Origin of the sequence: Chryseobacterium sp. KCF3-3, assembly GCF_045865955.1 — a bacterium.
Classification (GTDB): Bacteria; Bacteroidota; Bacteroidia; order Flavobacteriales; family Weeksellaceae; genus Chryseobacterium.
On record NZ_AP035792.1, the window covers coordinates 4,763,369 to 4,790,120 of the forward strand.

Annotated in this window: 19 protein-coding genes; 8 read left to right on the top strand and 11 right to left on the bottom strand. The window is 35.4% G+C overall.

All coding sequences use genetic code 11. From position 1 onward, the window contains the following. The first annotated feature begins 32 nt into the window (after nucleotides 1-32). From ACKTTZ_RS21215 to ACKTTZ_RS21225, 3 genes are all read left to right on the top strand, one after another. Entirely contained in the window at nucleotides 33-2,066 is a 2,034-nt protein-coding gene (locus ACKTTZ_RS21215) for a S9 family peptidase (protein WP_407846560.1), read from the top strand. A gap of 273 nt (nucleotides 2,067-2,339) precedes the next feature. Continuing rightward, entirely contained in the window at nucleotides 2,340-2,630 is a 291-nt protein-coding gene (locus ACKTTZ_RS21220) for a hypothetical protein (RefSeq protein ID WP_034697798.1), read from the top strand. Between the two features lie 62 nt (nucleotides 2,631-2,692). Continuing rightward, nucleotides 2,693-3,529, top strand: coding sequence for a GLPGLI family protein (locus ACKTTZ_RS21225; RefSeq protein ID WP_407846561.1), 837 nt, complete (start codon nucleotides 2,693-2,695; stop codon nucleotides 3,527-3,529). A 61-nt stretch (nucleotides 3,530-3,590) separates the two neighbouring features. Here ACKTTZ_RS21225 and ACKTTZ_RS21230 read toward each other — a convergent pair whose 3' ends face one another. The 9 genes from ACKTTZ_RS21230 to ACKTTZ_RS21270 form a co-directional block, all read right to left on the bottom strand. After that, nucleotides 3,591-4,055, bottom strand: coding sequence for a hypothetical protein (locus ACKTTZ_RS21230; protein ID WP_407846562.1), 465 nt, complete (start codon nucleotides 4,053-4,055; stop codon nucleotides 3,591-3,593). A 76-nt stretch (nucleotides 4,056-4,131) separates the two neighbouring features. After that, nucleotides 4,132-6,789, bottom strand: coding sequence for a multicopper oxidase domain-containing protein (locus ACKTTZ_RS21235; protein ID WP_407846563.1), 2,658 nt, complete (start codon nucleotides 6,787-6,789; stop codon nucleotides 4,132-4,134). A 90-nt stretch (nucleotides 6,790-6,879) separates the two neighbouring features. Beyond that, nucleotides 6,880-7,353, bottom strand: coding sequence for a DUF3347 domain-containing protein (locus tag ACKTTZ_RS21240; RefSeq protein ID WP_407846564.1), 474 nt, complete (start codon nucleotides 7,351-7,353; stop codon nucleotides 6,880-6,882). 115 nt (nucleotides 7,354-7,468) lie between these two features. Continuing rightward, a complete protein-coding gene (locus tag ACKTTZ_RS21245) occupies nucleotides 7,469-7,849 on the bottom strand; it encodes an HYC_CC_PP family protein (RefSeq protein ID WP_253317674.1) in 381 nt (126 codons plus the stop codon). 129 nt (nucleotides 7,850-7,978) lie between these two features. Continuing rightward, nucleotides 7,979-10,216: a TonB-dependent receptor plug domain-containing protein gene (locus ACKTTZ_RS21250; protein ID WP_407846565.1), complete on the bottom strand. Its 2,238-nt coding sequence runs from the start codon at nucleotides 10,214-10,216 to the stop codon at nucleotides 7,979-7,981. Nucleotides 10,217-10,259: 43 nt separating this feature from the next. Beyond that, entirely contained in the window at nucleotides 10,260-11,069 is an 810-nt protein-coding gene (kdsA, locus tag ACKTTZ_RS21255) for a 3-deoxy-8-phosphooctulonate synthase (RefSeq protein WP_034697782.1), read from the bottom strand. Between the two features lie 1,190 nt (nucleotides 11,070-12,259). Then, complete coding sequence (locus ACKTTZ_RS21260) at nucleotides 12,260-12,787, bottom strand: DUF1697 domain-containing protein (protein WP_407846566.1); 528 nt, start codon at nucleotides 12,785-12,787, stop codon at nucleotides 12,260-12,262. Between the two features lie 133 nt (nucleotides 12,788-12,920). Next, a complete protein-coding gene (locus ACKTTZ_RS21265; RefSeq protein ID WP_034697774.1) occupies nucleotides 12,921-14,414 on the bottom strand; it encodes a hypothetical protein in 1,494 nt (497 codons plus the stop codon). Nucleotides 14,415-14,503: 89 nt separating this feature from the next. After that, on the bottom strand, nucleotides 14,504-17,989 hold the full coding sequence (locus tag ACKTTZ_RS21270; protein WP_407846567.1) for a DUF2723 domain-containing protein: 3,486 nt from the start codon (nucleotides 17,987-17,989) through the stop codon (nucleotides 14,504-14,506). Between the two features lie 222 nt (nucleotides 17,990-18,211). On the opposite strand from ACKTTZ_RS21270, the gene ACKTTZ_RS21275 reads away from it, so the two are divergent. The 3 genes from ACKTTZ_RS21275 to ACKTTZ_RS21285 all read left to right on the top strand — a co-directional run bounded on the left by ACKTTZ_RS21275 (nucleotide 18,212) and on the right by ACKTTZ_RS21285 (nucleotide 21,550). Beyond that, nucleotides 18,212-19,249, top strand: coding sequence for a PLP-dependent cysteine synthase family protein (locus ACKTTZ_RS21275; protein WP_034697765.1), 1,038 nt, complete (start codon nucleotides 18,212-18,214; stop codon nucleotides 19,247-19,249). An 84-nt stretch (nucleotides 19,250-19,333) separates the two neighbouring features. After that, entirely contained in the window at nucleotides 19,334-20,605 is a 1,272-nt protein-coding gene (locus tag ACKTTZ_RS21280) for a pyridoxal phosphate-dependent aminotransferase family protein (protein ID WP_185103739.1), read from the top strand. 66 nt (nucleotides 20,606-20,671) lie between these two features. After that, entirely contained in the window at nucleotides 20,672-21,550 is an 879-nt protein-coding gene (locus ACKTTZ_RS21285; protein WP_034697762.1) for a DMT family transporter, read from the top strand. A gap of 89 nt (nucleotides 21,551-21,639) precedes the next feature. On the opposite strand, the gene ACKTTZ_RS21290 is transcribed toward ACKTTZ_RS21285, so the two are convergent. After that, nucleotides 21,640-22,290: an NADPH-dependent F420 reductase gene (locus ACKTTZ_RS21290; protein ID WP_407846568.1), complete on the bottom strand. Its 651-nt coding sequence runs from the start codon at nucleotides 22,288-22,290 to the stop codon at nucleotides 21,640-21,642. Nucleotides 22,291-22,419: 129 nt separating this feature from the next. Then, on the bottom strand, nucleotides 22,420-23,007 hold the full coding sequence (locus ACKTTZ_RS21295; protein WP_407846569.1) for a Crp/Fnr family transcriptional regulator: 588 nt from the start codon (nucleotides 23,005-23,007) through the stop codon (nucleotides 22,420-22,422). Nucleotides 23,008-23,358: 351 nt separating this feature from the next. On the opposite strand from ACKTTZ_RS21295, the gene ACKTTZ_RS21300 reads away from it, so the two are divergent. Beyond that, nucleotides 23,359-24,120: a hypothetical protein gene (locus tag ACKTTZ_RS21300; protein ID WP_407846570.1), complete on the top strand. Its 762-nt coding sequence runs from the start codon at nucleotides 23,359-23,361 to the stop codon at nucleotides 24,118-24,120. A 158-nt stretch (nucleotides 24,121-24,278) separates the two neighbouring features. Further along, the gene (locus ACKTTZ_RS21305; RefSeq protein ID WP_407846571.1) at nucleotides 24,279-26,468 is read left to right on the top strand and encodes a B12-binding domain-containing radical SAM protein; all 2,190 of its coding nucleotides are present in this window, start codon (nucleotides 24,279-24,281) and stop codon (nucleotides 26,466-26,468) included. Nucleotides 26,469-26,752: the final 284 nt, after the last annotated feature.

Genomic DNA, 26,752 nt, shown 5'->3' on the forward strand with positions numbered 1-26,752 from the left:
CAATTTATTAATAACAACTAAAACTTAAAAACATGAAAAAAATCTTTTATGTATTGCTCCTGCTCATAGGAGTACATACAGCACGAGCACAGGAAGTCCCGGTACTGGACAGAGGTTTATTCTTTGGTAACCCGGAAATTGCCGGAGGACAATTAAGTCCGGATGGGAAATGGATTTCCTTTACAAAAGAATATGAGGGGATTATGAATATCTGGGTAAAAAAAATTGATGAGCCTTTTGAGAAAGCACGTCCTTTAACAAACAGCAAACGCCCGTTGAATGGATATTTCTGGACAGAAGACGGAAAATACATTCTGTATGTAAAAGATAATAACGGAGATGAAAACATGAATATTTTTGCAGTAGATCCCATGGCAAAAGTAACAAAAGGAGTTCCGGAATCAAGGAATATCACACCGCTTAAAGACGTTACTGCAAGTATTTATCTGGCAAGCAGAAAAGATCCTGACTTGCTGATGATTGGATTGAATAACCGTGATAAAGCATGGCATGATTTATATTCACTGAAAATTTCTACAGGAGAACTGAAAAAGATTTACGAAAATACAGACCGTATTACAAGCTATGAATTTGACTGGGATGAAAAATTGAGGGTTCTTTCCAAAACGGATGATAAAGGAACTACACAGTTTTTTTATAAAGAAGGTGATAAACTGACTCCTATTTACGAAACAGTGGTAACGGAAAGTGCTTATATCTCCAACTGGAACGAAGACAATTCTAAGTTTTATCTGGTAACCAATAAAGGAGATCTGGATAAATCTGCACTATTCCTGATGGATCCGAAAACAAAACAGATTACAAAAATAGAAAGTGATCCTAAAGATAAAGTAGATTTTGGAGGACTGTTTTTAGACAGAAATACAAGAAAAATGATCTACACTTCTTACACCGGAGATAAAACAGAATACTACTGGAAAGATAAAGCGTGGGAAGCGAATTATAAATTCCTGCAAAGTAAATTCCCGGGAAGAGAAGTTGGTTTTGCAAGTTCTACCAATGATTACTCTAAGTTTCTGGTTTCTGTAGGAGGAGATAAATATGCTTCAGAAGCCTATTTCTTCGATGCAAAGACCAAACAGCTGATATTCCAGTATACCCCAAGAACAGAGTTGAAAAAAGTAGAAAAATATCTGGCTGCAATGACCCCTATCAGCTATAAAAGCAGTGACGGACTTGAAATTCCTGCTTACCTGACTTTACCTGTAGGTTCTTCCGGCAAGAATGTTCCTGTTGTTGTTTTGGTTCATGGAGGTCCGAAAGGCCCAAGAGATTATTGGGGATATAACTCAACCGTACAATTTTTAGCCAACAGAGGATATGCTGTGCTTCAGCCTAACTTCAGAGCAAGTGGCGGTTATGGTAAAAAGTTCCAGAATGGTGGAGATCTTCAATGGGGAAAACTGATGCAGGATGATATTACCTGGGGCGTAAAATATCTGATCGATCAGGGAATTGCAGATAAAAGCAAAGTGGTTATTATGGGAGGAAGCTATGGTGGCTATGCAACGCTGGCAGGTCTGGCTTTCACTCCGGATGTATATGCTGCGGGAGTAGATATCGTAGGGCCAAGTAACTTATTTACGTTACTGGATTCTGTTCCTGCTTACTGGGAAGCTGCACGTGCTTTCCTTTATGGTATGGTCGGTGATCCTAAAACTGAGGAAGGTAAAAAACGTATGCATGATGCAAGCCCATTATTCAGTGTAGATAAAATCAACAAACCTTTACTGATTGTTCAGGGAGCTAATGATCCAAGAGTAAAGCAGGCTGAAGCAGATCAGATTGTCATCGCTCTTCGTGATAAAGGTAAAAAGGTTAATTATATCCTTGCTGATGATGAAGGCCATGGATTCCGTAAACCTGTAAACAGCATGGCGATGTATGCTGAAACCGAGAAATTCCTTGCAGAAGTAATCGGAGGAAGATATCAGAAAGAAATGCCTGAAAATGTGGCAAAACGTCTGAAAGAAATGACAGTTGATATTTCGAAAGTTACTTATACACCAGCAAAGACTGAAAAAGCTGCAGGAGCTTCTAAATAAAAGCATTTGCATTAATTATATAAAGCCATCTCGTGAAAATGAGGTGGCTTTTTATTTTTAAAACAATAAGTTTACAGCTTAAAAGAATAACATTACTTTTTTCTTTATGTTTAATTGATTTTTTTTCAAAACAAACAATAAAAAAAGCAATAAAACTAGAATTCAACATTTAAGTCTATTATTATTTGATAATAAAATAAATAGTTTATAAAATTGTTTTCAGATTGCAATCAGAAAACTTAATTATTTATAAAAAAAATTAAAAATTTAACGATGAAAAAAATTATCTTCATGGCTGCCTTCAGTGTAGCAAGTCTTATGAGTGCAAAAGGTATTACTGAAAAAAAAGTAATCAAAAAAGCAGTAACTATTGAGAAAAAAATAAGTAATAACAAGAAGTTAAAAAATACTAAGGCTTCTCTCTATAACTGGATTCGAGTAACATCTCCTTGTGGAGCTGTTTATTATTTAGAAACTAGTGATTATGATAATGTAGAGGCTTTTACTGATGATGTTATTTACTTTAATGCACAAAAGTGTGGAACATCTTATCCTTTAGCATAAACGAATTATCAATAAGACGGATAATTTATCCGTCTTATATTTTTAATTTTAATACGAATAGAATGAAATTTATAATTTTGCTTTCAATTACTCTTTTTAGCTTTATTAAAGGACAGGATACTAAATTTCCTGATAATTTCACCCTTCAAGCTCCTAAGTACCAGATAAAAATATATGGAAATAGTAATTTAAATATTTATTATCAGGTCAAATTTTCTGATAATATTAATACTCCTGAAAGCAAAAAGGAAACACTTTGTATCTTACAATTAGGGAATAGTTATTCTAAATTTAGTGATCATAAAGGTATTCAACAGGATTCTATAGCAGAGAAATTTAGCCATCAGGAAAGAATTGGAGGGAAAGAGATTAACCAACTACTTAAAGTTCGTGAAATATGGACAAATATTATCTTTAAAAACAAATTAACAGATAGTTTAATCATACAAGACAAAGCTAAAGAGAAGTATCAATACGAAGAAAAAGCTCCTATTTTTAAATGGGCTATGAATAGAGAGAAGAAAAATATTCTTGGTTATGAGTGCAGAAAGGCAACAACACAATATAGGGGCAGGAGCTATACAGCATGGTATGCAGATAAAATTCCTGTTAATAATGGCCCTTATGTTTTTAGTGGATTACCTGGTTTAATACTTGAAATTGAAGATGATAAAAAATATTTCCATTTTGAAGCAATTGCTGTGAATCAGAAACCAAATGATATTTATCTACGTAATGATAAAAGCATATTTAAAGTAACCAGAGATAAATTTAGAAAAATTCAACAATCCTATTATGACAATCCTGGTTTTTTCCACGGCAAGGCCTATAATGGAGATGGTAGTCAAATGTCAATTAAATCTAACCCTATTCCTTATAATCCAATAGAATTGGAATAACCCTAAAGAATAAATCGTCTCAAAATAGGTTAGGAGACGATTTTATTTTTATTTTAATAGTTTAAAGGTTTTCATGATTGGTCCATTCTACAAATGTATCGGTCCCGTCTATTTTACCATTAAATACTCCCTTTGCCTTCACAGTAGGTTGATTAGCTTTCAAATAATGATCAAAAACAAAGTGATTTTGATAATTCTGCTCAGCTTTTAACCATTCCTCAGTATCAACATCTGCTTTCATTAAAAAGTCAAAAGAGTGATTTTTTCTTTGCTTTGCGTATTCTACCTGATGTGGCACTTTTGTCTGATTATAAGTTCTCAGCCAGTACAACCAATAATTCCAGATTTCAAGACCAAGAGTAAAAATATCTTCTGACAATGGTGTTAAAAGGTATTCATTAGTCCAGTCATCTTCTGCCTCAGAAAAGATATTTGTATAATAACAAGGTTTGCCATTATAATCAGCTATTCCCTCAAGAACATTCATATCCCAATAATTATCTACACTATATACTTTTTCTTTCATAATATTTCTGAAGTAAAGCTAAAGATATAACTTTTATCCCATAAAAAAACGCCTCACAAATGAGACGTTTTTTATTTTAATAAGTTAAAGTAATACCTGCACCCCAGCCTATTTCTTTATCATAGTTTCCGGAAAGGGATAACCATTTCTGAACAATGTATCGAAGTCCTGTAGAAAACTCTCCATCTGAATTGATGCTAAAGTTTCCTCTCAGCCTTCTGGAAAGCGGTATATCTTCACGGCTAAGCTCCAATAAAACTTTTCCGTTTTGATCAACACTTGCGTCAGCAGTAATCAGCATTGGCAACACATACTGCATACCAATAATGAATGCAAATCTATTTTTCGAAGCCTTCTGCTGTCCAAACCAGGTCTTTTTTCCATGAAATTCCATTCCGAGATCTTCGGCCATCTGTCTCTCCATGATCTCATGATTTTTCTGAACCCTGATTCCTGCATAAGGCAATGCCCACTGGAATTTTCCTAAGAAACGTCCTACTTTTGCACTTCCTTCAAAATGATCAAAATTCCAGTTGGTATGAAACTCACTCAGGTTAGCCCATCTTGGTCCAAACATCGTCATTGTTTCTGCGTGGATCTTATTGCTTGCTAAATCCAGCATTGCCATAGAACTGGTCATTTTATTATCTTGGATAAAGTTTTTCCAGGCCAGTTTTCTATTCGGAAGTTGTGGATTGGGTTTTGAGTTTTCATAACTGAAAATTCTTCCCATTCCTGCCATCATATGGTATAGAATATGACAGTGGAAAAACCAGTCTCCGTCCTGGTTGGCTGCAAATTCTATCGTTACAGTTTCCATCGGCATGATATCCACTACATTTTTCAATGGAGAATACTCTCCTTTTGAATTGATTAATCTGAAATCATGACCATGAAGGTGCATCGGGTGGCGCATCATGGAATTATTATAGAGTTTAATTCTAAGAACTTCTCCTTTTTTGATCAGAATTTTATCCGTCTCTGTTACCGTTTTATTATCCAGCGTCCACAGATAATGGTTCATATTTCCTTCCAGTGTAAACTTCATCTCACGTATACTGTCTGTAGGAAGTATGGTTTTTTCGGGAGATTTTAAAATATTGTAAGAAAGTCTTTTGATTGTTTTCTCTTCTTTCATCTCCATTTCTGAGTGTTGAGAATGATTTTCTTTCTTATCTTCTTTGGTTTTCACTCCCATCATCTCATTGATATGCTTCGCTGTAGTTTTTCTTTGGTTTTCAGACAATTCCGGATACATCACTTCATTCATATCCATCATTTGATTTCCCATTGTCATATTCATCGGCTTCATATTTCCACTCATTTCCATCATACCATTCATCATTTTCATTCCTTCAAAAAGCATCAGTCTCGGAAGATTGGGAGCTTCTATCTTTTCACCGGAGCCCAGCCAAAGGGAAGCATGTCCTATTCTGTCTTCTGAAGTCGCTCTGAACTCAAAGCTTTTATTTTCAGGAATCGTAACTTCAATATCATACGTTTCTGAAACTCCTACAATCAGTCGATCAACTTCTACTGGTACCACATCATTTCCGTCATTTCCCACTACTTTTATCTTTCCTCCACCATAATTCAGCCAGAAATAGGTAGATGAACCTCCATTCGCGACTCTCAATCTTACTTTGTCACCCGCTTTTAAGTTAGAATAATCTGAACTCGGTGTACCATTGATTAAGAATTTATCGTAATACACGTCACTTACATCCATGGCTTCCATTCTTTTCCATTCATTCAGAGCTTTTGTTCCAAAGTTTCCGGATTTAATGGCTTCCCAGTAACTCTGTACAGCATTTTTCTTTACTGCATACCAGTCTGTATTGGCCATATGAAGTCTTCTTGCAATCTGCATAGGATCATCATCACTCCAATCTCCCAATAATACAGGAATATCAGCATTGTATTCTGTTTTGGGCTCTCCTTCTCTTTTTTTGAAAACCAGAATACCGTTCATTCCTATCTGTTCCTGCAGTGCTTCATGAGAATGGTACCAGTACGTTCCGTTTTGAGAGATTCTGAATTTATATAAATGGGTTTCTCCAGGTTTTACAGGTTTGGTGGTAAGGTAAGGAACTCCGTCCTGTTCATTGGGAAGAATCACACCGTGCCAGTGCAGTCCTGTATTTTCCTTAAGCATATTATGCAGATAGATCTCGGCCGTGTCTCCTTCCGTAAAATACAGTGTTGGAGCCTGAAGTTTACCATTGATTGCAATTGCCCTTCTGTTTTTTCCTGTGAAATTAACTATAGTATCTTTTACGTAGAGGTCGTAACGAACCGTTTTCCCTCCAAAAGTAATTCTCCCGTTTTCAGAGTTTCTTTTTAAAACAGAACCTTCTTCTTTGGGTTTATCTGTAGAAGAATGATCTTCTTTTTCCTCAAGTTCCATCCCGCATTTAGGACATTTTCCAGGTTTGTCTGAAACAACTTCCGGATGCATTGGACATGCATAGGTGATTTGAGAATGGGTTGTATTTATTTTTGTTTCTGAGGATTTTACTTTTACCTCTGTTATAGATTTCGTTTCCGGTTTTGCCGCTGCTTTTGACTTTAGGGCAAGAGTTTTCTTCTCCAGAGTCATTCCGCATTTCGGACAGTCTCCAGGTTTAGAAGACACCACTTCAGGGTGCATCGGACAAGTATAAACGTTTTTTGTAGTTTGAGCGAAAGTCAATACAGAGAACAAAAGTACCAGAAACATTATCAGCTTTTTCATAATATTTCGAACTTTTTTAGAAGCAGCATAGCTTAAAGTTAATTATAATTCAAGCTATGCAACTCATTATTTTAAAGAATAGTACGGTAATTATTTAATTTCCGACTTTACACTTCCACATGTAAGCATAGACTTTCCGTAATATGGATTAACGATCTGTTTTTCATCGCTTAGCCAGCTTCCGTCTGCCATTGGGCAATATTGAACGTAGACTGGTTTTTCAGAAAGCTTGAACTGCTTGGTCAGAGCAATCATATTATCCGAAAGGTTTAAAAAAGTTTCTCTTTGTGTGGCAATAGTTCTTGCATCGGAAATGGCAGAAGCGTCTTTTCTTAGAACATTAAGGTTTCCTTCTGAAACTACTTTATAATCAATAACAGAAGCTGTTTTAATGAATTCTGTTGCTGCTTTTGAAGTTTTATCCACATCATCTGAAGCTAACGCTGATTTGATAGCAATATAATTCTGGTATAGTTTAGAAACCTGAGCATCCTTTTTAGATTGTGCAGATAATGAAACGATTGAGAATAATGATAAAGCTGCTGTGATGATATATTTTTTCATTGTTTTAAATTTTAGAATTAATTTTTAATAAAGAATAATGGATTACGCATCAGTAAATGCGTCAGAACATGTCGCTCATAGCAGTATATGCTTATACCGGAACGACTGACAAATTCTAGATTCTAAAATTACAATGATTGATGTAGATAGGTATCAGACGGCCTTCAGGCGGTGCATTGATCTGAATTTGAGTAAATTTGGTTGCAGAAAAAGATTTATCAATGAAGGCAAACTGATGTTTCACCGGAATCTCTGAAACTGCACTTAAGAAATCAACGTTCAGGTAATCAGATTTCTGTGAATCGTCTACTTTTACGATTTTGATCTCCGTTTTACAGCATCCTTTTTTTTCCTTAACACCACATTTCGCACAGATGTCATCTGCTTTCTGACTTACAGAAACAAATTCTTTCATACAATAATGAATGCTAAAAGCTGCTCCGGAAGAAAATCCGAAGTAGAAAATAGAAAACAATATGGCAAGAATCTTTTTCATTAGTAAGACAAAGGTAAAAATATCTCTGAAACCGTTGTTATAGAATTTGGTAATGTTGTTATAAAATTCGGGTAAACAAAAAAGCTTCCGGATTTTCGGAAGCTTTTATTTTATTTTTTGATCTCAATTCTATAGTTTGAATTCCAGTTTCACATTAAAGAAACGCCCTGTAAGACGTACCGGAACAGGATACATATAATTGCTGTTATAGTCTGTGATCCATTGGTTAGCAACAGTGTTGTTGATGTTAAATGCATTGAAAACCTGAACCCCTAATGTAAGTTCCTCAAAATTACCCCAGAAGCCGGATCTCTTATTTTTTTCTTTCGGATCAATAAATACCTTTGTCAATCCTAAGTCTACTCTTTTATAAGAAGGCAGCGTCTGCTGATAATTATAAGCTGAACCAAAATCTGGTTGTCCGTTGCTGTTAAACATTACAGGAGCTCCCGTAGGCAATCCCATCGCATACACTAAGGTAAGGTTTACACGCATAGACGGAAAGCTTGGCATATAATCCTGATAGAACATCGCAAACCTCAACCTCTGATCTGTAGGTCTCGGAATATCTCCTCTTCCATCAATATTCTCATATACTCTTGCATAACTTGCAGATAGCCAAGAATCTACACCCGGAACAAATTCTCCGAATAATCTCGTATCAATACCATAAGCATATCCTTTAGAATTATTCTGCCCGGAATAACGAATTCTTACATTATCCATGTAATAAGGAATCAGGTTATCCATTTTCTTATAATAAAGTTCCGTAGTCAGCTTAAATGGTCTGTCGTACATCTGGAACTCGTAATCATTGGCAAGAATTACCTGAATAGAGCGCTGAGATTTTATATTGGAGTTAAAATTACCATCAAGATCTTTAATCTCTTTATAGAAAGGAGACTGATAGTAAATACCTCCGGAAATTTTAAACAACATATCGCTTTCCCAATCCGGTTTAATCGCAAACTGAGCTCTTGGAGAAAAAATAGTTTCTTTATTGAAACTCCAGTTGGCTACACGTACTCCGGCATTCACAAATACTTTACTGGCTCCCCAATAGAATTTCTGAGAATACTGTGCATAGGCAGAAAGTCTGGTAGGCTCAATATTATTTTGTCCGGCAATATAGTAAGCAAGCTTAAGATCTCCTGTAGTTCCGGTTCTCGGATCAATGATTTCCGGTCTTGGAATGCTGTATCCTGCAGAATCTACCAATTTCCATTCATTGGTAAGATCTTTCAGATTTTCTTTTTCATATTTAAATCCAACCTCAAAGTCTGTATTGACATTGGGTGAAAATTTTGCTCTGAACTGTGTTCCGTATGTTCTTACAAACAAGTCGTTTCTTGCATGTTCTATCTGCCCTCCAACATCGAAAGACGTTACAGGCTGCTGGGTCACAGGATCAAAAGTCTGTAGTTCGTAAGCTGATTGTATGGTATAATACTCTCTTTCTCTGTTCTGATAAGCAAAAGCATCCAAGGTAAGCTTCCATTTGTCTGCAGGCTTATAGTTCATGGAAAATGTACCCATCATATTTTTATACTGGTCATTTTCCTGTCCTCCATAGCCAATATTTACAGTGATAGGCTGCTGAAGACTTCCAAACGTAACACTTTTCGCTTTAGGAATCATCTGATAATCATTCTTGGAATAATATCCGATAAATGACATCGTGAATTTATCACTCACATGATAATTCAGATAAGACTGAAAATCCCAGTACGTCGGGTTAAAATCCGTATCTTCTTTTAAGGTATTAAGAACAAGATTGGTGTTTCTGTATCTACCGGAAAATAAGGCTGTAAATTTTTTATTTTTGGAAGCCAGACCTGTTGTCAGCCTTCCTCCAATTAAACTTGCCTCTCCTGAAACTTCAAATTTTTCAGGCTCACGGTAATAGATATTTAAAGCGGAAGACATTTTATCCCCATATTTGGCTTCAAATCCTCCTGCAGAAAAATTCACTGCGGAAACCATATCCGGGTTAATGATACTCATCCCTTCCTGCTGAGAGTTTCTGATCAGGAAAGGTCTGTAGATTTCAATATCATTAATGTAGATAAGGTTTTCATCATAGTTTCCACCACGAACCATATATTGTGAAGACAGCTCGGTGTTGGAGTTTACGGAAGGTAATGTTTTAAGCAATCCTTCAATTCCTCCATTAATAGAAGCTACTGATTTCGCTTCTTTCGCTGAAATTCTTACGTTGGTAAGGTCATTGGTTCTTCCTGTTGCTTTTTTCTGGAAGACAACTTCCTCTATATCGGTTACTTTAGTAGTCGCTGTATCTTTTTTCCTTTGTTGGGAGAAAAACAGTACAGGGACCATAAGGCTTAGCGGTAAAACTAGTTTTTTCAAAAGAAATGTTTTAGAATTTCTAAAATTAATGTTTTTTTAACAATTACAAAATCGATTCTCTAATTCTTGTCAATTTTTGTAACAAATCTTCTAATAAATCTAATCTTAACATGTTGGCACCATCAGATAATGCGGTTTCCGGTGTAGGATGCGTTTCGATGAAAATTCCGTCTGCTCCTACCGCAATTCCTGCTTTGGCAACGGTTTCAATAAGATCCGGTCTTCCTCCTGTAACTCCTGAACTTTGGTTAGGTTGTTGTAGAGAGTGAGTAACATCCAAAATAACAGGAGCATATTCTCTCATGGTAGGAATTCCTCTGTAATCTACGATCAGATCTGTATATCCGAAAGAATTTCCTCTTTCAATAATCGCTACTTTCTCGTTATTGGAATCTGTAATTTTCTGAACGGCAAACTTCATCGCTTCCGGAGAAAGGAACTGTCCTTTTTTCAAAGTCACACATTTTCCTGTTTGTGCTGCTGCCACCAATAGATCGGTCTGACGAACAAGAAATGCAGGAATCTGTAAAACATCTACATATTGTGCTGCCAATGCCGCATGTTCATTCTCATGAATATCTGTTGTGGTAGGAATATTGAAAGTCTCTCCTACTTTTCTAAGGATTTCAAGAGATTTCTCTTCACCTATTGTTGTGAAAGAATCTACACGGCTTCTGTTCGCTTTTTTGAAACTTCCTTTGAAAATATAAGGAATATTATATTTATCGGTGATGCTGATTACTTTTTCAGCAATTCTTAATGCCATGTCTTCCCCTTCAATAATACAAGGTCCGGCAATAAGGAAAAAGTTTTTTGAATCTTTGTGCGAAATATTATCTAAATACTGAATCATTTTGTTGTAATTAAAAAGTTCAGTAAAAATACTGAGAAAGTTTCACAAATGGAAATTATTTGATTGCTTTAACAGGCTATGGCTGCAATAGTCTTTGAGTATTTTGTATTCTTGAATTTCCGGTTATTAAATTGATAGATGCTTCGACAGGCTCAGCATGACAGCTCTAATACTATGTGTTTTATTAATGTGAAAACTATGACTATGATAACCAATGTAGTAATCAAAAGACTCTTGAATCTATGATTATTAAAGTGGGAGATGCTTCGACAAGCTCAGCATGACAGCTCTAATACTATATGTTTTATTAATGTGAAAACTATGACTATGATAACCAATGTAGTAATCAAAAGACTCTTGAATCTATGATTATTAAAGTGGGAGATGCTTCGACAGGCTCAGCATGACAGCTCTAATACTATGTGTTTTATTAATGTGAAAACTATGACTATGATAACCAATGTAGTAATCAAAAGACTCTTGAATCTATGATTCTTAAAGTGGGAAATGCTTCGACAGGCTCAGCATGACAGCTCTAATACTATATGTTTTATTAATGTGAAAACTATGACTATGATAACCAATGTAGTAATCAAAAGACTCTTGAATCTATGATTATTAAAGTGGGAGATGCTTCGACAGGCTCAGCATGACAGCTCTAATACTATGTGTTTTATTAATGTGAAAACTATGACTATGATAACCAATGTAGTAATCAAAAGGCTCTTGAATCTATGATTATTAAAGTGGGAGATGCTTCGACAAGCTCAGCATGACAGCTCTAACTATGTGTTATATTAATGTGAAAAATATAATGGCTGATGATTTATCAAAAAAACATCGGGTTCATAATAAATTAAAAGTTAATGTATAACGGCGTCATGCTGAGCCTGTCGAAGCATCTGCAATAATATATTTAGAATTTCTTCAGAATCTTTTCAAATGTATTCACATTCCTGCTGGTAAATTGATCCTTAAGACTTTTTTTGCCCAGCACTTTTCCAAAGGTAAAACCTGTGTAAATCTGAGGAATCCGTGGGAAACTCTACCATAGCTACAAAGATAAGTTTTGGCTGAAGCCAATGGCTTTTACTTTTATTAATAAACGGGCTAAAGCCCGTTTCTATTGAATTTCTAATAAATGTTATGATATAATTGGAGAAGCTATATCACAAGGTAATTCGTATATTTTAATTCAGCTTTTTCAGAATCTTCTCAAATGTATTCACATTCCTGCTGGTAAATTGATCCTTAAGACTTTTTTTGCCCAGCACTTTTCCAAAGGTAGAATCTAAGGTATTTCCTTTCGGAACCTGCCAGTAAAATATATCATTGATGATCTCCGCTTTTTCATTTTCTACCTGACCCGCTTTTTGAAACTCTTCCATTAAAACCTTTTCCACTCCGGGAATTCCGACAAAACCATAAATATGAAGTTCTTCTTTTTTTTCAAAAGGAATACTGTTCCAGAAAACTTCTGTTTCTTCCTGGGATTTTACAAATAAAAAGGCTTCATAAGAAAAATGTTCCGACATTGCTTTTTCGAGAATAGTTTTTAATTCTGTCGTATTTTTATCCGAAGAAAAAACAATATTTCCGGATGCCAGTATTGAACTTACCTCTTTCATTCCTGCATCTTTAAAAACCTGGCATACATCAGCCATTTTCATATTGGTTCCTTTTACGTTGACGCCACGGAGAAAAGCACAGTATTTCATTTTTCTTAGGTTTTAGGATTAAGATGATAGGTTGCAGTGATTGTTGGGTATGAGGGTTTGAGAGTATTAGAGTAAAAGAGCTATGGTAAAACTCTTTTACTCAATTCTTTCAATCTTTTAATATTTCAATCTTTTAATCAACCCTAATGTACAAATTATAGTCTGTACCGGAAGGTTTCAGATTGTATATTTTTTCTAAAATCTTATTGTCACTTTTCAGATGATCTTTCACACGGAATTCTTTCAGAAGCTTATAATGAGTTTTATAGTACTCTGAATTGGTATTGTTTCCTTCGTATAAATTCTGGTAAGAAAGAAGATATTTAGGTTTTCTGGTCTTTACTGTGTTGATCCAGTAATTCACCTTATCTTTTTTAATTTCTTCCTGAATCTGTTTATCAACCAATCCAACCTCATCAATCGTTTTTAACCCTGAGAAATAAGGTACATAACCCGCTGGTTCCAATAAAATCCACTGGTTTTTATCTTTTTCATATTGATTTAAAAAGGTACCAATCGTTCTGCGGTAGTTCCATTCTCCGTTTCCGGTGGCAATACAGTGAACCGTCTGGAAGACAAGCATTGGGAAGATATAGAATATCACAAGCAATGACAACCATAAGTTTCTCTTCTCTTTCTGTTCCAGTACAAAAATAAGAACAGGAACGAAAAGTAAAAGTTGCGGCACCCAGTAATACCAGTCGAACAAGCTTTTCTGAGAAATAAAAATGATTTGTTTTGACCATCCGAAAAGAAAAATCATCCATAAAAAATAGTTTCTCTTTTCTCTTTGTCTGATCAGATAAATAAAACAAAGCAATTCAAAAATCAATACTACAATCGTCATAGGATTGAAATCTCCCGGAACTTTCAACATTCCCCAGAAGTTTCCAAAACTTTTAAAGAAATATCCGATATGCTGCTGAATGGTAAAGTTTTCACTGTACAACAGTTTTTTTGCAGTAATGGTATTATTCACCAATTCGCCAAAGTAGAACCAGTTGAAAGCAACCGTAGATAGAACTCCCAAAGCTCCGCCAAAAATATAATTCCATCTGATTTTTTTGTTCCAGAATAGATCTACAAGAAATACAATTCCCAGGAAGATTACTGTATCAATCCTTGTAAACATGATTAAAACAGGAAGAAGTGTCACTACCCATTTTTTCCCTTTATGGAAACCGTAATACAATAATGCCATCTCCAGAAAAAACAGAATTCCGTATTCCATTCCAAGGATTGAAATTTTAATGGATGGCGGCAAAATCCCGATCAGAAATATAAAAATTGCTTTATGCCATGGATTTTTTAAAACTAAATGAGACAGCAATAAAGTTCCTATGGTAAACAGCAGAGAATTAAAGATCAAAAGAGGTTCAATAAAGTTTTCTTTTCCAAAAACAAGATTGAAAATATAGGATACAAATACATACAGATGTGTGGTAGATGCAGAAATTTTAGTATCTCCATTGAAGCCAATCACTCCATAATCCAACAGATTCTGGGCAACCCTCCAGGTGATAAATGCATCTTCCTGAATGTAGTGCGTTAATAAAAAAAGAAGCTTAAAAAGGACCGTAGCAATGACGGCATAGATGGGGAATTTGCTATTTTGTGTTTCGGACATTATGTATTTTTACTTTCACAAATATAACCTTAATATTCAGGATTCCCAATAATAAAAAAACGGAACCGAAGTTCCGTTTTAAAGTATTTTTATTTTGTCGCTTTGATAATTGCGTTGGTAATCTGACTTTCCTTTTCTTTTGAATACGTAGAATCATAAGGTTCCATGACATCAAATAAGTACTGATAGAATGGCGTGATCTGCTGAACATTTTCAGACTCTTTCATCGCCTTATCTCTGCCCATTTCCTGAAGATCTTTGATAAATACATTGAACTTCTTATCAATCGGCTCTATGGATTTTACCAGATAAGCATATGCTTTTTCCTTCTGTCCGATCTTGGTGTAAGCATCCGTTACTGCAGAAACCACAAGAGAATATTCCATTGGTTTTGTTCTCATCTGTCTTCTCAGGTAACTTTGATCTGCTTTGGATAAACTTAAATAATAATCATATTCTTCAAAGATTCCTTTCTTAAGTACCTCAGCAAGCTGAAGACCTTTCTGCTCCTGGCCTGCAATGATGTATCCTGAAACAATTGAACTTAATGAACGAGGATCATTATATTTCTCTGCTGGAATTTCTTTCGCTGCAAGATCAAGAATCTCTAATGCTTTAGCTTTCTGTCCGCTTAATGCAAGGGCTGCTGCCGCTCTGCTTGCTGACATTCTGTAGCTGATGATATTGGAAGTAGCCGTTTCATCAAAGTGAGCATTTAAATTCTTGAAGTTCCCCCATCTGAAGTTTTTCACTACATTATAAAGAGAATTAGTATCTACTCTTCCCATATCTCCATCAGCTGTTGGAGGTGTTTGAATAGGAATTAATCTGTAGCTGAATCCATCAAACTGAAGATAATCGTTCAGATAGAAAATATTTTCGCTGTCATAAATCCCTCCTGATGAGAAGTTGATCGGACGCTTCCAGTCGAAGTTCGCTAAAAGATCCATCAAAATAAGGTTGTTCTTATAGAGCGTATTTCCTTTGTAAGTAATCATAATCTGATTGGCTACGTTCGGAAGATCTTCTTTGTTGATGATTCCTGCTTTTAAAGCATTTTCTTTATTAACAGGAAGGATGAATTTGTTTACCGGAAGGATATTATATTTTTCAAATTTCTCTTCTCCAAAATACATTTTCAACAATTCGTCTTTTTCAGGAGATTTGAATTTAATGAATTCAATCGCTTGTTTCAAGGTTAAAGAATCCTGAGTAAGATATTTTCTGAATGATTGGAATTCTGTTTCCGGAGCTCCCTGTTCTTTCAGCATAGAGAAAACACCTTCCCAATCTTCCTTCTTCATCATATAGATCTGGTCATTTACCCCATCTCTGTAATCTTCGTGTGTCAATTGGCTAGGGATTCCCATAGCATTGTACGTTCTTCTTTTTACCTGATCCAGATTCCATGGAGTTGAAGCAAGAGTAAAGTTCACTACCTTCACATCATCTCTGAACTGTTCAGTCTCCTGAATCGCCCAAACCGGATAAGTATCGTTATCACCGTAAACGAAAAGGATATCATTTTTCGGTAAGGATTTTAATACTGAATACGCATAATCGTACGCTGTATATCTGTCGCTTCTGTCATGAACATTATAGTTCTGGAAGCCCATCATGAAAGGAACTCCTAATAAAACCACTCCTAAAGCAATGTTAGCTCCGTTTGATTTTATTTTAGACTGTAAGAACCATAAGATAGCTCCGGCTCCTAATCCAATCCAGATGGCAAATGCATAGAATGAACCTACCATTGCATAATCTCTTTCTCTCGGTTCAAAAGGTTTTACTCCTGTATAGAAAACAATCCCTACACTTGTTAAAATAAATAAAGATAACAACGCATAGAATCTTCCGAAGTCTCTGTTCAATTGGAAAAAGAATCCGATCAAACCTAAAATTAACGGAAGGAAGAAGAATTTTACTGTACTTTCATTCTTGAATTTAGCAGGCATTTTATCCTGATTTCCTACAGTAGCATTATCAATGAAAGGAATACCGGAAATCCAGTTTCCTTTTGTGCTTTCCATGTTTCCTTCAAGGTCATTTTGTCTTCCTACGAAGTTCCACATCAGGTATCTTACAAAGTAGTATCCGTTCTGGAAAGTAATAAAGTAATCCATATTCTGAAGTAATGAAGGCTTCTGAACATTGATCAGGTTATAAGGTTTTACTTTCAGATAATCTGAAGCGGTAATGGATTTGTCTTCATATTTAGCTCTCAGCTCATCAAAGATCTGCTTAGCCTGTGGATTATCTGCCACATCTTCATTCGCATAGTTGAATGTAAAATCAGGAGCACCATACATAGAAATATAGTTCGCCATTACATCCTTATCCTCATTAAACATTCTTGGCATTAAGCTCACCTGAGACTTGTTGAATACATAATTGAAACGGTCTCCGGTTTTTCTGTATGTTCCGGTTTTTTCGTCTTTTTCGTAGATTTCTCCGGTTTTTTGTGTTTTGAAACTTCCGTCTTCGTTCTTTTCAATTCCGTTAGCATCAAGAAATGCTGTATAGTTTTGTCCGTAAATCGTAGGCCAGTCACCATACTGCTCTCTGTTATAATAATCCAGCATACCAATTGCTGTATCCGGATCATTAAGGTTCATCGGTGGATTAGCATTTGCTCTGATAGGAATAACCATCCAGCAAGAGAACCCGATCATCATAAAAACTACAGATAATGCAGCCGTCTGGTAGATTTTTCTTTTTGCTTTTCTTGCATACTTAATTAAGAAATAGCAGATCGCTACCATTAAAATAAACGCTGCAATTGTTCCGGAGTGGAAAGGAAGTCCAAGACCATTCACAAAGAAAATCTCAAGTCTTCCGAACATTGTCATAATTAAAGGGAAGATAATTTTGAAAACGATAATCAAAATCCCTAAAGTAATAAGGTTTGCCCAGATAAAGTTTTTCCAGGTAAACTTATAATTTCTAGCATAGTATACCAGACATACTGCAGGAATTGCAAGCATACACATCATGTGTACTCCCACAGAAAGTCCTAAAACAAAGAAAATAAGAATAATCCATCTTTCACTGTCTCCTGCTTGATACTCATTCTCCCATTTGGTGATTAACCAGACCAAAAGCGCAATAAACATAGAAGCCATAGAGTAAACCTCTCCTTCTACTGCAGAAAACCAGAATGTATCTGAGAACGTAAAGCAAAGTGCTCCTACTGCTCCTGCAAATAAAATAGAGATTTCCTGATGTTTTGTAATTTCTTCAAAATCTTTGTTTAAAAGTCTTCTCACAAAATGTGTGATCGTCCAAAACAAAAATAAAATAGTCAGCGCACTGAACAATGCAGACATCGCGTTGATCACGATAGAATAGTTTTCGCCTTTCCCTAATGCAAAAATGGCTGCCACGGCACCCACTATCTGGAATAAAGCAGCTCCGGGAGCGTGCGTTACTTCAAGTTTTACTGCAGAAGAAATGTACTCGCCACAATCCCAGAAACTGAAATTGGGTTCTATGGTGGACAAGTACGTGAAAAAAGCAATGACGAAAATCACCCATCCTGAAACGGTGTTCCATTGCCTAAAAGTCCAATTTTTCATAGTATTAAATCAATTATGCGAAAATAAGGCTTTTATCTTATTTTATGCGGGTTTTAACAAAATTTAAAAATTTTGGCGTAGTATTTGCGATTATACTCGTGTCAAAACTGAAAATACTAAAATATTTTTTTACAAACTATGCCCTAGAAATCAAACAAAAGTTTAGTAATTATTTATTTTTTTGTATTTTTGCAGTCAGATTTTTATTGAAAATAACAAATAATGAGTAATGTTTACGATAATATTCTTGGCCTAATAGGACACACTCCTATGGTGAAGCTAAATACTGTTACAAAAGATATTCCAGCAACCGTATACGCCAAGTTAGAATCATATAATCCTGGACATTCCACCAAAGACCGAATCGCACTTCATATTATAGAGAACGCAGAGAAAAAAGGCCTTTTAAAAGAAGATTCTGTAGTTGTAGAAACTACTTCCGGTAATACTGGGTTTTCTATTGCGATGGTATGTATCATTAAGGGATATAAATGTATTCTTGCAGTAAGTGATAAAACAAAACCTGAAAAAATTGCTTATCTGAAAGCATTGGGTGCCACGGTGTATATATGCCCGGCCAATGTACCGGCGGATGATCCCAGATCATATTATGAAGTAGCTAAAAGAATCGCTCAGGAAACCCCTAATTCTATTTACATCAATCAATATTTTAACGAACTTAATATTGATGCACACTATCAGACGACAGGTCCGGAGATCTGGGAACAGACAGAAGGTAAGATCACTCACCTTTTCGCTTGTACAGGAACTGGTGGTACACTGTCTGGTTCTGCCAAGTTTTTGAAGGAAAAAAATCCTGATATCAAAATCATTGGTGTAGATGCTGATGGTTCTATCCTTAAAAGCTATCACGAGACAGGAGAAATTCATAAAGAAGATGTACATCCTTATCAGATCGAAGGAATGGGTAAAAACCTGATCCCTTCTGCCCTGCTTTTCGACAAGGTGGATGAGTTTGTAAGGGTAAATGATGAAATGTCTGCGTACAGAACCCGTGAAATTGCTTTGAAAGAAGCTATCATGGGAGGTTATACTACCGGAGCTGTAACGCAGGGATTGATGCAGTATGCCCAGTCTCATGAGCTTACAGAAAATGATATAGTTGTTTTAATATATCCTGACCACGGTTCCCGATACATCACTAAAGTATACAGTGATAAATGGATGGCTGAACAGGGATTTGTCAACAACTGTGTTCACAATTACGATGAAGTTTTCAAAACGGAGTTTATCAAATAAGAACGAATAAAATCACGATACAAATAAAGCCTTTTGCGTGTTCAGACAAAAAAGGCTTTTTTACTTAAAAATTACGATACAATGTTGGATATTTTTGAAAGAATAAAAGAAAATCCAGGACCACTTGGACAATTTGCAGATTATGGTGAAGGCTATTTTATTTTCCCAAGATTAGAGGGACCTATCGGTCCTAGAATGCAATTTCAGGGGAGAGAAGTAATTTTCTGGAGTGCCAATGATTATTTAGGATTGTGTAATCATCCTGAAGTAATAGAAGCGGATGCAAAAGCGGCTGCAGAATATGGAATGTTCTACCCAATGGGAGCAAGAGCGATGTCTGGAGAAACAGATCAGCACCTTCAGTTGGAAAGAGAGTTGGCAGACTTCGTAAAAAAAGAATCAGCATATCTATTGAATTTCGGTTACCAGGGAATGGTTTCTACCATTGATGCTTTGGTAAGCAGAAATGATGTTATTGTTTATGATATGGATTCTCATGCCTGCATCGTGGATGGAGTAAGACTTCATTCCGGTAAAAGATTTACCTACAAACACAATGATATGGCAAGTCTTGAGAAAAACCTTCAAAGAGCAACCAAGGTGGCTGAAGAAACAGGAGGAGGTATTCTTGTGATTACAGAAGGTGTTTTCGGGATGAGAGGACAACAGGGAAAAATCAAAGAGATCTGCGATCTTAAATCTAAATATCAGTTCAGACTTTTAGTAGATGATGCTCACGGTTTCGGAACACTTGGAACAACAGGTGCTGGTGTAGGTGAAGAGCAGGACTGTAACGATCAGATTGATGTTTATTTCTCAACTTTTGCTAAATCTATGGCTGGTTTCGGAGCATTCCTTGCGGGTGACAAAGAAATCATCAGATACCTGAAGTTCAACTTAAGATCACAAATCTTTGCAAAATCTCTTACGATGCCAATGGTAATCGGAGGATTAAAAAGATTAGAGCTATTGAGATCAAGACCTGAGATCAAAGCTAAACTTTGGGAGAATGTTTACAAGTTACAAAACGGACTTATAGAAAGAGGATTCAATATTGGAGACACTAATACTTGTGTAACTCCGGTAATGATGCAGGGAACTCCTGTAGAAGCTACTCTATTGGTAAAAGATTTAAGAGAGAATTATGGAATATTCACCTCCGTGGTGGTGTATCCGGTCATTCCGAAGGGAATGATTCTTTTAAGGCTTATTCCAACCGCTTCTCATACCGATGCAGAGATCAATGAAACTCTGGCAGCGTTTGAAGCAATTCATGATAAATTAGTAGGTGGCTACTACAAAGAGCAGGAACAAAAATTACTGCAGGAACAAGGATTAAGTTTTAAACCGATTTAATCTTAAAAATATAAAAAAGCCACTGATTGATTCAGTGGCTTTTTTGTTTAATAACTATAAAAGCAAATGAAACTTAGAGGTTACACACTGGGAATTTTATCAGCCGTTTCATATGGCCTGATTCCTATTTTTATCCTGCCTGTTAAGCAGGCACACTTTTCAATGGATATTACGCTGTTTTACAGATTTTTCTTTTCAGCTTTAATGGTGGGAGGATATTTGCTGTATTCCAGAGAAAGTTTTAAAATCAATAAAAAAGAAGCCTTAATTCTGGCCATCCTTGGAATCTGCTATGCCCTTTCTTCAGAGTTTCTGTTTTTAGGATATGATTTCCTCACGCCAGGAATTGCCTCTACCGTTTTATTTATTTATCCTATTATTGTAGCACTCATCATGCTTTTCTTTTACAAAGAAAGATTGACCAGGCTATCGGGAGCATCTTTACTTCTTGCTTTCGCTGGAGTCATTGTTTTATGTTTAAAAGGAAACGGACTGGAAATTAATTTTGCAGGATTGGGAATTGTCATGCTTAGTTCATTGTTCTATGCATTATATATGGTCATTGTCAACAAATCGAATATCAAGGTTTCCGGATTTAAGCTTACGTTTTATTCGATGCTGTTTACCTCGCTGTTCTTTATGACCAAAGCTTTGATGGCAAATGAATCGTTTGCTATTCCTTCAACAGAAATTTTTATTAACTTCCTTATTTTCGCATTCCTTACTACGGTTATTTCCAGCTTATGTCTGGTATTTGCAATCAAATATATCGGATCTACTCCTGTTGCTATTTTAGGAGCTTTGGAACCTGTGGTTGCTGTACTGATCAGTGTCTTGATGTTTCATGAAAAATTTACGCCTAATTTGCTCATCGGGATTACTTTAATTCTTTTTGGAGTTACCCTGAATGTAATTGGGGATCAAAAGAAAATAGGTCACGTCTAGAAATCTTTTCTTTGAATTATATATAAAATAATACAAAAGCCGGACATCTTTATGAAGTCCGGCTTTTGTATAACTTGAGTAAGTGTTTTCTATAATTTTGATTGAGCTTCTGCAAGGCTTACCGTTTTTCCCAGTGCTCCAAATTCATGCAGATCTCCAAAAACTTCAATACGGATCGACTGATCAATCCCTCCTACTTTTAAAGCATCAAATCCTGCATTTCTAATAACATCTTCTATATCTTTGTCAACTGAGGTATCATCTGAAGCATAAAACAATACTGCTTTTTCAGGATTACTGTTGGAAGCTCCCGCAAGACTTCCTGCACCCAATGTTCCAAATGCCTTTACCAGCTTAGCTCCCTGAGGAAGAGCAGCTCTGTTGAGTTCTCCTGCAGATTCTTTCTCTCCGATGATCTTTTTAAATCCGCCATTTCCATCCGGAGTAATAGGATTGGATACATCAATAATGATCTTCCCTTTCAGAATATTGCCATGATCATTGAAAAATTCTTTGAAAGCGCCAAACCCTATTGCCGGAATAATAATATTTGCAGTATTGATTGCCTGATCAATATCCATACTTTGGGCAAAACCATGGGACTGTTGGGCAAAACCAGCAGACTCTTCATCATTTCTTGATGCTACAATCACATTACGGCTATTGTTAACCAAATCACCTGCAATTGCTTTTCCAATGTTACCAAGACCAATAACGGCCACTTTTTTTAATGTTTCCATTTCTTTTGATTTTTAATAAATTATCTATGTCAAAATTAGTGGGAAAGCCATTCAAAAAAAGACAAACTAGTTTAAGAACTCATCTTGACATTTGATAAGGCGAATGATGAAACTAGTTTCATATAAAAATTAGTTTTTTATTCTTCTCTGCCGGATTTTGCTTAAAAACTGTGGTGTGATTCCAAGATAGGAAGCAATCTGTGTATTAGGAAGCCGATTCGCCAAGTGGGGATAATGTTTGAGGAAAAACTCATATTTTTCTTCTCCCGTAGCACTTATATTTTGAAGCACCCGATTTTGCAGTTCAATAAATTTTTTCTCAATAATTACTCTGAAATTCTTGTCAAATTTAGGATAGTAGGTGTAAAGAAACCAAAGGTCATTTTTTTCAATCTGTAGTACAGTAGAAGTTTCCAATGCAGCAATGTATAGTTTACTGGGCTTTTTATTATGAAAACTATCTATATTTACAATCCAGTCGTTTTCTGCAGCAAACTGAAGATTATGTTCTTCTCCGTTACCATCTATATTGAACATTTTTAAGCAGCCTGAAACTACAAATGTATAATACTGACAGATCTCGTTTTCTTTAAGAATAAACTGTTTTCGCTTGATTCTTCTTTCAACAAACCTTTCATTCAATACCTCAATTTCATTCTTTGAAAGCGGAATATAGCTTTTAAAATATTCTATAAGCGGAGTGGTTTCTTTTGACATTGTAAATAAAATGTACTTGTTGTATAAATTTTTAGTAAATCATTATTACAATATATCAAAAAAACTGAACATTATAGGAATGAAAGACTCCCAAAAACAAGTATCAAAAAATATTTTTACATTGTTCTGTTTTGTATCATAAATAATAAAATACCACACAGAAGTTCGTAGAAGTGAGTTTATTGATAAAATAATATCATATTAAGCTAAAAAAATATTATGCTGGAAAACATTTAAGAAAATAAATTCTTTACTTTCTGGCATAACAAAATTTATCTGATTATATTGCATTGGTCTATTAATAGGTGTTTCCCCCACTGAACAGACCCATGTACATACTTTTAAAAGCAGATGAAAGAATTGCAAAAACTTACCAAAGATCAATTATACAAACAGCTCAAAGATAAATCGGAAAATCTATATAGCATCGCTCATGAAGCTTTGGAAAATAATTTTTTCAATGAAAGCTATTTAGATGAAGAAAGTCTTGCCGAATTTCTCGAAATGCTGGATGATGAAACAGCAGAAAAGATCAAAGATGCTTCTCTGTATATCAACAATGAGGATAATGCACCTGGAATTGTTCTCATAGAAAATGAAGACAGCACTTCTCTTGAATTAATTACCTCTGAAGATGAAGGATACAAAATAATTCTTATTGAAGGTGACCTTCAGTTATCCAAAAAACTGTTTGTGGAAGACTATATTGTTCTTATTGTTACCGGTAATATACAGGCTGAAAATATTATCATCAACGGTTCATTATATTGCTCTGGAAATGTTACCTCAAAAGTATTGTTTGGTGCTTCGGGGAATGATAATGAAACATACATCGGAGGAAGCATTATGACTTCTCTCATTGCAGAAAACGGACATTACACGGTGGCTGAAGGAAATATTTATTCCAGATACTTGATCAGTTTTCATAATGAAATAACAGGGAAAACCGGAAAGTTTATTGAAAATATCAGTCTTGAAAGACCTGGTGAAATCGGATTACTTAAAGCTGAAATTCTTGATGAAGACGGATATTTTGACGAAGATGCTTTCTTAATATTTATTGACAGCTATTCTCCGGATGCTTTGTTTAATAAACCTTCAAATTTATTCTAAAATACTTTGCTGCTTCCATGGATTGGAAATAAGATGAATTAAGAAAATCGAATCGTAATAAAATGCAATATCTCTAAAGATTTTTCTTCACTGTTTATAATCAGGAGAAAAAATTTTTTTCTAAAAAAACTTTGGAATAACTTTGCAAAAAATTTCTGTTGAAAGACCTGCTTCTTATTACTCCGCCTTTTACCCAACTTAATACTCCTTATCCTGCAACAGCTTATATAAAAGGGTTTTTAAATACCAAGAATATTTCAAGCTATCAGGTAGATTTGGGGATCGATGTTATTTTGGAATTATTTTCAAAGGATGGAATTCAGAAGGTTTTCAGTAAAGAAATTGATCTTCATAACTCCTCTGAAAACTCTCAGAGAATTTATGCCTTAAGAGAGGAATATTTAAAAACAATAGATCAGGTTATTACTTTTTTACAGGATAAAACTCCTACACTGGCAAGACAGATCTGCAGCATGAACTTTCTTCCTGAAGCTTCCCGTTTCAACCAGCTGGATGATATGGAATTTGCTTTTGGAAATATGGGACTTCAGGATAAGGCCAAGCATCTGGCAACTTTGTACCTGGAAGATATTTCCGATTATATTGTAGAAAATATTGATGCTGATTTTGGCTTCAGCAGATATGCAGAACGCCTTGGAAAAAGTGCTAATTCTTTTGATGAATTATATTTTAAACTATCTGGTGAACCTACATTTATAGATGAGTTCACTTTAAAAATTCTTCAGGAAAAAATTGAAACTGTTCAGCCAAAGCTTGTTTGTTTTTCCATTCCGTTTCCTGGTAATTTGTATTCAGGATTCAAATGTGCTCAATGGATCAAAAAGCATTATCCTCACATTAAAATTGCTATGGGAGGAGGATTTCCCAATACGGAATTAAGAGAAATTAAAGATCAGAGAGTATTCGAATTTTTTGATTTTATCACTTTAGATGATGGTGAACTTCCTCTGGAACTTCTTTACCAGAATTTAGAAATTGCATCTGAAGATGGAGAGTTTAAAAGAACTTTTCTTCTAGAAAATAATGAAGTTGTCTACAAGAATAATTCTAAAAGGCACGACTTCAAACAGTCTGAAATAGGAACTCCTGATTATACAGATTTAAAACTTGATCAGTATATTTCCGTTATCGAAATCGCTAATCCCATGCACAGTTTATGGAGCGACGGAAGATGGAATAAACTAACCATGGCGCACGGATGCTACTGGGGAAAATGTACATTCTGTGATATTTCTTTAGACTATATTAAAATCTATGAACCTATCTCTGCTAAGATTCTGGTAGATCGAATTGAAGAATTAATCAAAACAACCGGCGAGACAGGATTCCATTTTGTAGATGAAGCAGCACCACCAGCCTTAATGAGAGAGGTTGCTCTGGAAATTCTCAGAAGAAATCTTGTGGTTACGTGGTGGACTAATATCCGTTTTGAAAAAAGCTTCACCCGTGATTTATGTTATCTCCTGAAACTTTCGGGATGTGTTGCGGTTTCCGGGGGTCTTGAAGTAGCCAGTGACCGATTGCTGAAGTTAATTGATAAAGGAGTTTCTGTAGATCAGGTAGCGAATGTAACAAGAAATTTTACAGAAGCAGGAATTATGGTTCATGCTTATCTGATGTATGGCTACCCTACCCAAACCGTTCAGGAAACGGTAGATTCTCTGGAAATGATTAGACAGATGTTTGAGATGGGAATTCTTCAAAGTGGCTTCTGGCATCAGTTTGCAATGACTGCTCACTCACCCGTTGGAATGAGCCCGGAAGATTTTGGGGTAGTTCCCGTAAAACAGGAAATTTTGTTTGCCAATAATGATATTGATTTTAAAGATAAAACTGGAATCGATCACAACAAGTTCAGCTTCGGATTAAAAAAATCTCTGTTCAATTATATGCATGGAGTGAATTTCGAACTTCCGCTTCAGGAGTGGTTCGATTTTAAAATTCCAAGAACAACCATTCACCCAGATTATATTCATGACTGTCTTTTGGAAGATGGACAGTTTAGTTTGAAAGCAAATTCAAAAGTCGTCTTTTTGACCAAAAATGTAATCGCTGAGAATCGTGTAAAAAATAAAAAGAAATATTCTGGTACGTATACGCTTCTTACATTCCACTTAAAAACCAATATTGTGAAGGTAGAACTGGAACAGGAAAAGGCAGAATGGCTAATGAATGTATTGGAAGAAAATGCTATTGAAAATTCTAAAAAACCTACAATTCAGCAACTTAAGAATCAATTTGAAGAAAATTTCGATGATTTTGAGTTATTCTGGTTCTCAAAACCGATACAACAATTAAAGGAAAATGGAGTGATTTTAAGTTTATAAAAATTTCCACTTTTTTCTCAGGGATTTTCAAAATTGATGAATTTTCTATGAATTGTTAATTTTCTGTATGAATAAAACCTGTTTCGATTGAATGATAACCTCTCGTTAATTTTGCAGATTACGCAGATTTTGATTTGAGAGGATAAAACATTCTATTTTTACATTCAGAAGAGATTACATCCAAATTTCTAACTGCCATATATAAACTGGCTAAATATTCCCTTCCTCTGGAGGGGTGGCGAAAATTCTTTGAATTTTTGACGGGGTGGTTTGTAAAGAGTAAC